8 protein-coding genes and 1 pseudogene are annotated in these 12421 nt (G+C 60.4%); 2 read left to right on the forward strand and 7 right to left on the reverse strand.

Going from position 1 to position 12421, the window contains the following annotated elements:
• Positions 1-5: 5 nt before the first annotated feature.
• The 7 genes and pseudogenes from H0S73_RS15030 to H0S73_RS15055 form a co-directional block, all read right to left on the reverse strand.
• A complete protein-coding gene (locus tag H0S73_RS15030; protein ID WP_181052908.1) occupies positions 6-1976 on the reverse strand; it encodes a chemotaxis protein CheA in 1971 nt (656 codons plus the stop codon).
• A complete protein-coding gene (locus H0S73_RS15035) occupies positions 1976-2860 on the reverse strand; it encodes a CheR family methyltransferase (protein WP_181052909.1) in 885 nt (294 codons plus the stop codon). The genes H0S73_RS15030 and H0S73_RS15035 overlap by 1 nt, the downstream gene beginning before the upstream one ends.
• Positions 2857-3960 carry a chemotaxis-specific protein-glutamate methyltransferase CheB gene (gene cheB, locus H0S73_RS15040; RefSeq protein ID WP_181052910.1) on the reverse strand — a complete coding sequence of 368 codons (1104 nt, stop codon included), beginning with the start codon at positions 3958-3960 and terminating at the stop codon, positions 2857-2859. Before cheB ends, H0S73_RS15035 begins: the two co-directional genes overlap by 4 nt.
• Positions 3957-5543, reverse strand: coding sequence for a chemotaxis protein CheW (locus H0S73_RS15045; protein ID WP_181052911.1), 1587 nt, complete (start codon positions 5541-5543; stop codon positions 3957-3959). The genes cheB and H0S73_RS15045 overlap by 4 nt, the downstream gene beginning before the upstream one ends.
• On the reverse strand, positions 5425-6240 hold the full coding sequence (locus H0S73_RS26465; RefSeq protein WP_484502646.1) for a methyl-accepting chemotaxis protein: 816 nt from the start codon (positions 6238-6240) through the stop codon (positions 5425-5427). Before H0S73_RS26465 ends, H0S73_RS15045 begins: the two co-directional genes overlap by 119 nt.
• Positions 6241-6522: 282 nt before the next feature.
• Positions 6523-7365, reverse strand: a pseudogene (locus H0S73_RS26470) (methyl-accepting chemotaxis protein); the annotation flags it as partial.
• Positions 7366-7710: 345 nt separating this feature from the next.
• Complete coding sequence (locus tag H0S73_RS15055; RefSeq protein WP_181052913.1) at positions 7711-8778, reverse strand: AraC family transcriptional regulator; 1068 nt, start codon at positions 8776-8778, stop codon at positions 7711-7713.
• Positions 8779-9036: 258 nt separating this feature from the next.
• Here H0S73_RS15055 and H0S73_RS15060 point away from each other — a divergent pair, with 258 nt between their 5' ends.
• A complete protein-coding gene (locus tag H0S73_RS15060) occupies positions 9037-10398 on the forward strand; it encodes an O-antigen ligase family protein (RefSeq protein ID WP_181052914.1) in 1362 nt (453 codons plus the stop codon).
• Positions 10399-10408: 10 nt separating this feature from the next.
• Positions 10409-12343: an asparagine synthase (glutamine-hydrolyzing) gene (gene asnB, locus H0S73_RS15065; protein ID WP_181052915.1), complete on the forward strand. Its 1935-nt coding sequence runs from the start codon at positions 10409-10411 to the stop codon at positions 12341-12343.
• The last annotated feature ends 78 nt before the right edge of the window (positions 12344-12421 follow it).

Consider the following 12421-nt stretch of genomic DNA (forward strand, 5'->3'; position numbering starts at 1 on the left):
CGCGCTCATCCGATCAGCTCCGGAATATCGAGGATCATGAGGACGCGACCATCGCCGAGCAGGGTCGTTCCCATCAACCCAGGCATCCGGCTGAGGATCCCGGACATGGGTCTCATCAGAACATCCATGCGTTCGGCGAACCCATCGACCGCGATCCCGACCCTCTCATCTCCAACCCACATGACAACGACCTTCGTCCCACCTCCAGGATCGGGCTGGGAAGGAACCTCCAGAATTTCCGCGAGCCGCACCAAAGGGAGCGTCCGGTCGCGCAGTACGAAGGCCTCGTTCTCCTGGATGGGAAGGATGCGGGAGGCGGGCACGAAAGCGGTCTCCAAGACACCGGATATCGGGATGCCATAGGTCTCGTCCCCGATGCGGACGAGCATGACCTTCGTCATGACGACGGTCAGCGGCAGGACGAACCGGATCGTCGTTCCGCGCTCCGGCACGCTCTGCACACCGACCTGCCCTCCCAGTCGTTCGACCGCCGAGCGCACGGCGTCCATACCGACCCCGCGACCCGAGAGGTCCGTGATCGTCTCGGCCGTCGAGAAACCCGGAGCAAAGATCAAATCCATGGCCTCGGCTTCGCTCATCCGCTCGATCAGATCTGTCGAAGCGACATCACGCTCCAAGGCAGCCCGCCGGATCGATGCAGGATCGATGCCCCGTCCGTCGTCGCTCACCTCGACGATGATCCGATCCGCGTCACGACGGGCCCGAAGGACGATCCTGGCCTTAACAGGCTTTCCTGCGGCGATGCGAACATGATCCGGCTCGACACCATGGGCAACCGCATTGCGCAGGACATGGAGCAGAGGCTCGAACAGGCCCTCCACGACAGACTTGTCCGCCTCGACGTCCTGACCCTCCATGGAGAAATCGACGGCCTTTCCGAGCTGAACGGCGGCCTCACGGACAGCACGCGGGAACCGTCGGAAAACGTCGCGCATCGGCATCATGCGCATGTCCATGACCGCCCTATGCATGTTCCCGACCAGGCGATCGATGGCAGCCTGACTTGTCAGAATGCCCTGAACCAGATCGGCTCGGCTCCTCGCGTCGCTCACGGAGGCGAGATGCGCCAAGGCATTCTTGGCGACGACCATCTCACCGACGAGATCCGCCAGGTGATCGATCCGCGCCGCATCGATCCGTATGACCCGCGCCGTATCCGATGCAACGGAATCACGGTGTGCAACAGTATCAGTACCGGTTCGAGGAACCTCACCGGTTCCAGGACGACCCAGGTCATGAATCGTTACCTGATCCGGCACGAAGCGGAATACGGTCTTCACGACATCGAACGGGGCGGATGACAGCGCTTCGATGAGAAGATTGCAGGCGAAAGGGTCGATCTCAGCGGCAGGCGGCCATGGCTCCTTGCCTGTCACACGGACAGCCACAAGATCAGGAACCGATCGCAGAAGCGCCAGCGGATCGTCACCGGCGAAGAAACAATCGGTTCGCGGGCTATACCGAACAGCAACAAGCGACTTCGCATCGTCTCGATCGGCGATCGTCGCCAACATTTCGTCGATCCAGCCGATATCGGCCACCGGGATCGTGTGAGCAGGCGCGCCGGTCGCCTGATCAAGTTGCGAACGTAGAACTCCTACGAGGCGGGATCCTTCCTCTCCGGCATCGGACGGGAGCTGCCCACTCTCTTCGATGACGCTGACCCAGCGATGCGATTGGTCGATGCATTCGAGGAGAATGTCGATCACATCGCCGTCAAGCATGGCTTTCCCGGTTTTGAGGCCACTCAGCAGATCCTCGGCCGCGTGCAGCATCAGTCCCATCGGGGCGAAGCCGAACAGGCCGACAGATCCTTTGAGGGTATGGATGGCTCGAAAGGCACCGTCCAGATGGGCGGCCGCGGCAGGGTCGCGTTCCAGGGCCAGAAGATCGTCGGTTGCCTGCTGAACCTGTTCGCGAGCCTCAACGATGAACTGCTGAAGAAGGTCGTCCATCATGGCCCCCCGTCAAGCCGCTGATAAACGATCGCATCCTCGAAACGGCAAAGCCTGAACCGGTTCGAGATACGGCTCATCGACTCCGTATGGCCGAGACAGATGTAGCCGCCCGGATTCAGGGCATCGTAGAGATTGGTGGCCGCCAGAAGACGCGAGGTATCATCAAAATAGATGAGGACATTGCGGCAGAAGACGATATCGAACCGTCCCTGGGATGCAATGGACGCCTTGTCCACCAGATTGACCGACGTGAACGTCATGGATTCCCGCAGGTCCTGAATGATCCTGCGCTCGCCGTCATGAGGCCGCTCGAAGTAGCGCTCGACCACATCGGGCGGCAGGCGGGATAAGGCGCGCTCGCCATAGCGACCGGTCACGGCCATCTGCAGAACGCGCGTGTCGATGTCGGAACCGACAATCTCGATATGGTAGGCATCGACCAACGGCCAATTTTCAAGGAGCCATATGGCGATCGAATATGGCTCCTCCCCGCTCGAGCATGGCACAGACCAGATGCGGACGAGGTCTCCGGGTTTCTTATCCTGCACGATATTGGGTAATAATGATCGTCCCAGGCATTGGAGCTGGTGCTCTTCACGGTAGAAATAGGTCTCGTTGACCGTGAAGATGTTGATCAGGTTCTCGACCTCGTCTTCGCTCGCCTGAACGTGCGAAAAGTACACCGGGAATGTGGGCATTCCCGTTGCGGACATTCGGTCGGAAACGCGCCGCTCTATGTAGTAACGCTTGCTTTCTCCAAAAATCATTCCGGTGCGGCGATAGAGCAAGTCGCAAAGGCGGCGGATCTCATCCGGGCTGAGCGATTCTCCGGTGCTCTTCACATGTCCGACGGGCCTGATGGGCGGCAGGGGCCTGCTCATGGGAGCCCCACCATATCGATGACCCGATCGGCGATCCGCTCCAGAGGGGCGACGATTTCCGCGCCTCCTCTCCGGACGAGTTCGCCGGGCATGCCCCAGACCACGGCGCTCTCTTCCGACTCGGCGATTGTGCGCCCTCCCAGTTCCCGAAGCCGAGCCATGGCCTGTGCACCGTCGCTTCCCATTCCGGTCATCAGCACGCCGACCAATCCGGCCGGCGAAAAGTGTTGCATGGCGCTATCCACGAGCCTGTCGACGCTCGGATGCCAGCGATGCTCCGGAAGCGACGGCGCTGCCAGCACGACTGGGCCGTCCGGGCGCATCCCGACGATCACATCCGCATCGCCCTTGCCGATGTAGACGGTTCCGGATTCGAGCGGCATCGGACGGGTGACTTCCACGACGTTCAGCGCACACAGCTTGTCCAAGCGGCGGGCAAGCGGCCCGGTGAATGAGCCCGGCATATGCTGCGCCACCACGAGGGGCCAGGGGAAGTCTGGGGGAAGCCGCGAAAGCACGGCATCCAAGGCGGGAGGACCGCCCGTGGAGGCACCGACGAGAACGAGATTGTGAACGCGCGCGTCGACCTTCCTGAACTTGCTCGCCGTGGGAGGTGGACGAAGCGGTTTTCGTGAAACCCGCAACGGCTTCAGATCCAGTCCGCTCCGCAATCGCACTCGGTCGGCCAGCCTCAGCGTCCCCGGCGGGCGCGCACGCGATGCGGCGCGAACTTTCTCGACGAGTATTGGCGCAAGCGTCTCGATCTCTAGTGAAACGGCCCTATTCGGCTTCGCGATGAAATCAACCGCCCCTAGGTTGATGGCCTTGAGCGTTGCGTCTGCCCCTTCCGTAGTCAGAGACGACACCATCACGACGGGACAAGGCTGCTCCAGCATGATACGGTCGAGACAGGTCAGGCCATCCATCCCGGGCATCTGGATATCCAGCGTGATCACATCCGGCTTGAATGCGGCAAGCTGTCCCAAGGCCTCGACGCCGTCGCGCGCGAAAGCCAACTCGAAGTCACCCTCGGCAGAGAAGACGTTGCCGAGAAGGCGCCGCATCAGGGGGGAATCGTCGACGACCAGAAGCCTGATCACGAAGCAGACCGATCCGGGTGATCGCTATCCATCGCGGCAAGCAGATCCTTCTCTGCCCGGTCCAGGAGTTCGCGCGGATTGAGCAGCAGGATCATCCGCCCCTCGACATCAATATTCGCAATGCGGTCAATGACCTGGCTTCCGTCCATTGCCAGGTCGGGCGTCGCGCGAAGCTGGCTTTGGGAGATCCTGCGGACCTCGGTGACATGGTCGACCACGAAACCGGCCAGCATCCGGTCTATCGTGACAACGACGATCCGTTCGCGTCGCCGCTGCCCGTTTCCCGTGAGCTTGAAGCGGCGTCTCTGATCTATCACCGGGACAACGCGCCCTCGCAGGTTCATGACACCTTCGATGAATGCCGGCGCTTTGGGGAGGCGCGACAGAGTTTCCGGAACGCGCACGACCTCATCCACGGATGCGATCGGCAACCCGTACTCCTCATCCCCCAGTTGGAACACGACGAATTGCTCGTCGTCATGCGACGAATTATCGATGCTGCTCAAGGCTGAATTCTTCTCGATGTGCGGAGCAACATGATCCGCCCAAACCTGATCGCGAAAGAGGCTGTTGGGCGAGAGAACTGAAACCAACCGCCCGCCCCCTTCGAGACGGCAGATCCCCTGAATCTTGGCCTCTGCCGAACCACGGGACAGGATTACCGGGACGGGATCGATCTCGCCCGAGGGAATGCGGAGAATCTCTTTCATGCCGTCGGCAACGAGCCCTATAGGAACCCCGCCGGCCCGAACGACCACGACCCTGGATTTGTCGATTCCAAGATCTGCGGCCCGCAAGCCGAGGAGCCCACGGAGGGAGGCGAGCGGAAGCAGCCCCCCTCGCAATGCCATGACTCCGAGCATGATGCCCCCCGTCTGCGGAACCGTCGCAACCCCGGCAGGAATCGCCACGACCTCTTCAACAGAGCTCAGAGGCAGTGCGAAGTCCTGACCTGCAACCGAGAAGCAGACGAGAGGCACTTCATTTCCTCCCACGTCCTCTCCGGCTTGGGGATCCGGGCTTTCCGAAACCCGAGGGAGATGTGCGCGCTTCTGTAGATGGCCGAAATGGCGCGCCAACAATGCGTCGAGGTCGAGCAAACGCTCGGAAGCTCGCTTCTCGTCCTCTGCATCGCTCGATGCATCGGACCCGCTGTCCTCCAAGGAAGCTACCCTGTCGATGACGATGCCGATCGGCGTATTGCGGTTAAGAACAACGACCCTGGCATTCGCGCTCAGATGCGGCTCGTCTCCGAAAAGGCCGTGAAGGGATACCATCGGCATCACGGCACCACGCAGGTTGGCAACCCCAAGCAGGCTGGGCGGTCCGAGCGGCACGCGTGTCACGGCGGGCGGGCGGATCACCTCGGCGATGTCCGAGGCCGGCAGGGCGAAACGCTCACGTCCCACCTCCACTGTCAGGAACAATTGAGAGGCCACCGAAGGACCCGACTCTGCCATAACGTTACGACTCTGCGATCTGGAGTTCATCGGCCAGAGAGGCGATTTCCTCGATGGCGGCGGCCAGATCCTCGGCACCGCGGGCCTGCTGTCGCGCCGCAGTGGCAGCCTGAGCGGCAGCACTTCCGGCCTGCTCGGCCACCGCCGCGACCTGCTGTGTGCCCGATCGGACCTCACGCACGGCCGTCAGGATAGCCTCCGCTCCGGAGAAAATGGCAGTGCTGCCCTGCTGAATTGCGGCGACTTCGGTCTCCACCGTGCCAAGCCTCTCGGTCGTGAGGCCATTCTTCGAAACCTCCGCCTCCGCAACCGCGGCACTCTGCTCCAGGTCTCGCCTGACGAGGGTAACCTGGCTGCGGATCTGCCGGATAACCTCTTTGATGCGGTCGGCATTCTCGGAGGCGTCCCGCGCCAGCGCGCGGATGTCGCCGGAGACGATCGCAAAGCCGCGCCCTGCATCGCCCGTCCGTGCGGCTTCGATGGAGCCGCTGACGGCCAGCATGTTCGTCTGGACCGCGACGAGCGCGATGCCGTCGACGATTTTCTCGATGCGTCGGCTGGACTCGTCCAGACCATCCATGAGGCCGATGACCTCTCGGGTTTCCTTCAGGCCGTGCTCCACACCTGCGGTCATCTGCATTGTCGCAGAACGGTTCTGCCGGAGGAGAGCGGCAAGCTCGTCGATGCGCTGGACCGACATGCCGGCGATATCCCGCGACGTGCCGGCGGCGCGCTCGATCTGCTCCATCGCGGCATTGGCCTGCTGGGTCGCGGCGGCTTGCATCTGCGCCCCCCGACTGATCTGATCGACAGCGGTCATGATCTCGCCGGCGGCACCTGAGAGTTCCTGAATGGCAGCCGAGAGCTCCTCTGCTGCCGATCCGACCTGTTCCGCATTGGACGATGCTGCGGTGTTCGTCTGAAGCTCATCCGCCAAAGCCGCGAGTTCATGAGCGGTCTGCTGGCTCTGATCGAGAGAGACGCTTTGTTGCTGCACGGCTCTCTGAGCCTCGGCCGCTGCCGCAGCCTGCTCCTCGGCGGCACTCGCGACCTGCTCCGCTCCACGTTGCGCCTCGCGGACAGCCGCTTCGGCTTCGATGGATGCGACAAGAATCGACTGGCTCCCCTCAGCGAGCTGGGTCATATCGGAGCGGATCTTATCGAGAGCGGCGACGATGGTGCGGCCAGCCTGGGCCTCGCCCGCCCCGGTCTCCGCCGTGACCCTGATCCTTTCGGCAATGGTGCGGATCTCGGTGGCGATCCCTTCCGCCAGGCCCTGGATATCCTGAGCGCTCTTTTCCGAGGTGCTTGCGAGGGCCCGCACCTCGTCAGCCACGACGGCGAAGCCCCGTCCGTTATCCCCGGCCCGGGCAGCCTCGATGGCGGCGTTCAGGGCCAAAAGGTTCGTCTGATCGGAAATGTCGCCGACCGTGTGGGTAATGTCGCCGATCGCGGCAGCCTGTTTCTCAAGGAGGGCAACCACATCGACCATGGCGTTCTGACGCACGGCATTCGTCGCGACGGCGGCGACCGAAGCATCGATCTGTGTCCCCGTCTCGATCAGGAGAGTTTGAAGGCTGGTGATCTTGGCACGAGCGGCCTCCGCATGCTGACGAGCCTCCGAGAACGAGTTGCCGAGGCTCACGATGGCGTTCAAAGATTGCTGCGAGGCGCCCGCTGCCTCCTCGGCTCCGCTGGCGATCTGCTCCATGGCGCGGCGTAACTCTTCCGCGGCGGACGACGCTTCGGACACCCCGCTGGCCAGTTCCTCGGTGGCCGCGCCAATACGCTCGGCTGCCTTCTGGTGCCGAGCCCGGACGCGCTCCAAGGTTCGACGGTGGGAGTTTCCAGCCTTCGGCGGCGCCGGCAACGCCGGATCCGCGTCGCCATTCGCCCGACGAAGGGTACCTTTGCCTGAAAGCTCGGATGTCTTGACCAGTGCCATCGAGGGCCTTTGATTTTTGCGAGGGCCCGAGCCGACCAAGAGACAGGAGCGTGCTCGGTCGGATCGCGGCGGAGTGAGCGTCTCCGTTTATAGGCGCGGATCGGACTGGAGCAAGGTACAGCTGAGGCCATTTCGACAATCAAAACAGTATTCTAAGATTGTCTGAGTATCTTCTGTGGCGAGGCCGGGCACAGCCTGCACTCTCCTTCCATGTCCATCGCTATTCAACAGGCCGCTTGGCCCCCCCCCGGCTTTCGGCGCACCCGATTTACGCCTCCGGATGATGTTTCATCGGCCTTCCCGAGGTCGTCTCTGCGCTCAGAGACAGCAAAGGAACATGCTTCCTCAATCGGTCGCATGATCCGCAGGAACGCCGATCTGTCGACGCGCTTGCGTCGGAGATTTCCCTGTCCACCTCTGGAATGCATGAACAAAGGAACTGACTTCGGTGTATCCGAGCCGCCACGCGATCTCGGATATGAGCATTTCGCTGTTACGAAGATACTGGTTCGCCAGATTGGAGCGTAGCCCATCGAGGATCGAGCTGAATGCCAAATTTTCATCGGCCAATCGCCTTGAGAGCGTGCGAGCGCTCATGCCGAGATCGCTCGCAACATTACCGACGGTTGCGGTTCCGTTCGGGAGACGAGGCATGATGGTGTTCTCGACACGAATGCGCAATGGAATGCTCCTGCTCATTCGCTGCTCGACAGCTTTCTCGAAATACTCGACCAGGAACTCGTTCAGGAACGGATCCGCCGTGACGACCGGCAAATCGGCGTCTTGTGTATCGAATGAAATAGAGTCCCTCGGCATTCCAAAGTCGATCTTGCACCCAAAATAGCGCTCTATCTCCAAAGCTTCTTGGCCTCGCTGATGAAGGAAGCTGACTTGCACGGGTATCAACTCGCGCCCTGTCATGATCCGCCCCATCCGCAGGGTGTACGTAATCCAAAACTCCATCTGATGCCGGTCCAGGTATCTCTCAACGCCTTCGTACTCGAATTCGATAGAGAAAGGAGATTTCCCCCGGTTCAGGCGAATACTTTCATGAAGGACGCCGACGTAGCGCAGGGCATGATCCAAGGCCACGTTGAGTTTTTCCGATGTCGAGAGAAGATAATAGAACGGCCCTTTCTGTCTTGCATCCGCGTCGCGCGCCAAGCGGAAGCCGAACAGGTCGTCATTGAGCGCCGACGCCGCCACGTTGAGAAGCTGAATCTGATCCTTCGCGCCGAGCGTCAGGCTCCTGTCCGTCACGAGCGCCTTTGGGATTCCGAGACTGCCGAGCAGAGGATCGACCTCAAGGCCGGCTTGAGTCAGGCGCTCCATGACGAGCCTGGGGATCATCCCTGAGCTTGCCGGCACCGTCGAAACGTTCTGTTCATGGCGCGCGGTCGTAGCCGATGGCATGGATAGGCCTCGATAAATATCGCTTTTCCATCATCTGCTCGGTGATTTTGACGCAATAGTCCGGACATAGAACATAGAGGTCCACGAGACTCATTGTAAAAGGAGCAGCCAGCCGAGACTAACCAGATTACGGCTACGTTCGCGGTGACGTTCGGAGTAATCCCTATTCGTCATCGGGAGGTTTTCAAACTGGGTTACTATGATCACAGGCAGCGTTCACCCTGCTAACAAACCCACCCTACTCGGGACCTCGCTGCTATGGGCCTCAACAATCCTACCTTTGTGAAGGGTAGCCTTCGCCAGAGATTCTACGAACTCTTTTTGATCTATGCTCTTGTGATCTCGACAGGCGCCTTTCTATTTCATCTGACAGGAACAGACCCAACCGTCGTCGCATCTCTTGAGCCTGCCTCATGGCTCGGCCGCATCAACCAGGTCTTCATCTACTGCGTCGCACTATCCATCTACCTGATGCACTGGAGGAGCATAAACGCCGTTGCTCGCGCATCCTTGCCCCTGCTCGCTTTTCCGGCATTGGCCCTGCTCTCCTGCCTGTGGGCTCCGGATCCGTCAACGACGTTCAGGCGAGCACTCGCTCTTTTCTTCAATATCCTCATCGTCATGGAAATCGCGGCTTTATTCTCCCCCGCAAGAATGGTCCGCATGTACATCCTGGCTTTGAGCATCAATGTCTTTTGCAGTCTGATCTGGGTCTTTGCCCTGCCAAACTATGGAGTGCATACTGCGGCGGACTGGGTCGAACCCGAGCATGCCGGCCTGTGGCGCGGCGTCTTTACTCATAAGAACAGGCTCGGCTATGAGAGCAGCATCGCGCTCGTCCTGCTTCTCTTTGCCGGCCGATCGGTCATTCAATCGACCACCTTCAGGTTCGCCGCCATGGCAGCCGCGGCCCTGTGCCTGATCGGATCCCAGTCGGGGACCGGAATCGTCATGACATGTCTGATGATACTGGTTGCCGCCTATTCGACATTCATCGCCAGGCTCGATGTCAATGCCCGATATCTGTTCGGCGGATTAGGAGTTCTGGCTGTCGTCCTGCTCCTGGCAATCGCGATCCCGATCGCATTGATGATCATCGAGGCGCTCGGCAAGAACACTGATCTGACCGGTCGGATTCCGCTTTGGACGGTTCTTCTGACATGGGCATCGGAGAGGCCATGGCTCGGCTATGGGTATTCCAGTGGCTTCGAGAACGCCATCATGCCCCGGCTGCGGGAATATATGGGCGTCACCCTCTGGCACTCGCATAACGGCTATCTCGAAACCTTCATCAGCTTCGGCTACGTGGGAGTCTTTGCCCTGATCGCGCTTCTGGGATCGTTCGCCAGAAAGATGGCCATGTCCCTGCGACTGCCGGAAGCGCAAGTTGCCATGTTGCTCCCGTTATCGGCGGCAGTTCTCGTGAGCTCGATTCTCAGCAACATCACCGAAGCGCAGTTCTTTGCACAGAATACATTCTTCAACTTGGCCTTGTCGGTCGCTTACGTCCTCCTTTCCTCTTCGCTGATGGGCGTCACCTCGAGACGAGGCGCGAGAGTTGGGAAACGCGCTGTTCAGTTCCGATCCGATGCGATCATGTCCCCAGGCAATACAATCTGATGAGGTCAAAATGTGCGGAATAGCTGGGTGGGTTCTCGCAAATCGGCATGCCTTGCCTGAATCGTTTCTCGACGTCCTGCTCGAATCCATGGAGCACCGGGGTCCCGATGGATCAGGAACCTTCATGGAATGGACCAGCGATTCCAGGTATCAGATCGCCCTGGGTCATAGGCGTCTCGCGATCATCGATATCGAGGGCGGGCCACAGCCTATGGCCGACGGTGCCGATGTCGCGGTGATCACGTATAACGGCGAGATTTACAACTACCTCGAACTCAGACAGGAACTGGAAGCCAAAGGCCACACGTTCCGAACGGATTCGGACACGGAGGTCCTGCTTGAAGCGTACAAGGCATGGGGAGAAGAATGCGTTCTCCATTTCAGGGGAATGTTCGCCTTCGTCATTTATGACCGGCGCGATCAGTCGCTCTTTCTCGCCCGCGATCATTTCGGGAAAAAGCCCTTCTATCTCCTGGAGCAGGCGGATGGGTTCTTCTTCGCATCCGAGCTGCCGTCTCTCCTGAACGTTCCTGGGATCAACAAGGAACTGAATCAGTCCGCGTTTACGAACTATCTCGTCGACCGCTATGTTCAGGGGCCGGACACGCTGTTTAGCGCAATCCGGAAGCTGTCGCCGGGCTGCTGCGCGACTTGGCGCGCGGGCGTTCTGAAGGAACATCGGTACTATTCCCCCCCGTTCTCGACTTCGGCACGGCAGAATCTATCGTATGAAGATTCCGTCGACGCGCTTCGCGAGGGTCTGAGTGAGGCCGTTGCGATCCGCTTGCGAAGCGACGCCCCTTATGGCGCCTTCCTGTCGGGCGGATTGGACTCCTCGGCGATCGTGGCGCTCATGACAAGGCACGTGTCATCTCCGATCCGGACCTACAGCGTCGGATTCGAGGAGGATGGATATTCCGAGCTGGGATATGCGCGCGAGGTGGCAGACTGCTTCGAGACCCAACATCAGGAGGTCGTCGTCTCGACGGACGAGTTCTTCGATGCGTGGCCCGATGCACTTGCCAAACGCGGCGCTCCCATCTCCCAGAGCTCCGACATTCCCCTCTTCCTGCTTGCCCGTGCCGCGCGTCGGGACGTGAAAATGGTTCTGTCCGGCGAGGGCGCGGACGAACTTCTGGGCGGCTACCCGAAGTATCAAGCCGACCCGTGGATTTCCGTCTATCACCGCCTCGTACCGCAGAGCGTTCATCGGTACCTGCTCGCCCCAGCCCTCTCGCATCTGCCATATTCCATGCAGCGCCTCAAAGTTCTCGGCCGCGCATTGGACGAAAGGGATTTCAATCGGCGTCTGCGCGTATGGTTCGGAGGTCTCTCGCGGGAGCGGTTCGAGCAGCTCTCTCGGAAGCCATTTCCGAATAGCCAGGACGACGTCTTCCCGTTCTCGTCCGATCCGGGCTTGGGCAATGCAAGGCGCGCGCGCTTCTTCGATCAGACCTCCTGGCTGCCGGACAATCTTCTCGAAAGAGGCGACCGGATGCTCATGGCGTTCGGCGTCGAAGGCCGCATGCCGTTCATGGATGTTGCCCTCACCGATCTGGCCGCGACCTTCCCGGAACGCGCCGTCAGCAACAAGAAGGTGCTGCGCTCGCTCATGCAGGACTTGCTCCCGGCTAACATTCTGGCGCGGAAAAAAGCCGGGTTCATCGTACCGCTCGACGTATGGTTCCGTGGCCGTGGCCGCACATATATCCAGGACCTCCTGGCATCCAATGATTCCGAGATCCGGAGACTTTGCGATACTGCGACCATCGATCTGATGCTGAGCGAGCACCTTTCAGAACGCCATAATCACCAACAGATACTCTGGTCACTTGCCAACATGGAGCTATTCCTGCGCACGTTCAAGCCATCGATGGCCCATGAAGGCCTTTCCCGCGCGAACAGCAATGAGCCCATAAGGGAAGTCTCGCTGTCTTCACACTAGCGCAGTGGAAAACCGAAGGGCGCACCTGCGAGAAGCGGGCGCGCTTCCGAAGCCTGATACTTCACGACCCAAATTTTT

Origin of the sequence: Microvirga mediterraneensis (assembly GCF_013520865.1) — a bacterium.
In the GTDB taxonomy this organism is placed as follows: Bacteria; Pseudomonadota; Alphaproteobacteria; order Rhizobiales; family Beijerinckiaceae; genus Microvirga; species Microvirga mediterraneensis.

Bases quoted from the DNA above. Each gene is read 5' to 3' on its own strand.
- H0S73_RS15030 (WP_181052908.1), bottom strand. From the start codon at position 1,976: ATGGACGACCTTCTTCAGCAGTTCATCGTTGAGGCTCGCGAACAGGTT.
- H0S73_RS15035 (WP_181052909.1), bottom strand. From the start codon at position 2,860: ATGAGCAGGCCCCTGCCGCCCATCAGGCCCGTCGGACATGTGAAGAGC.
- H0S73_RS26465 (WP_484502646.1), bottom strand. From the start codon at position 6,240: ATGACCGCTGTCGATCAGATCAGTCGGGGGGCGCAGATGCAAGCCGCC.
- H0S73_RS15055 (WP_181052913.1), bottom strand. From the start codon at position 8,778: ATGCCATCGGCTACGACCGCGCGCCATGAACAGAACGTTTCGACGGTG.
- H0S73_RS15060 (WP_181052914.1), top strand. From the start codon at position 9,037: ATGGGCCTCAACAATCCTACCTTTGTGAAGGGTAGCCTTCGCCAGAGA.
- asnB (WP_181052915.1), top strand. From the start codon at position 10,409: ATGTGCGGAATAGCTGGGTGGGTTCTCGCAAATCGGCATGCCTTGCCT.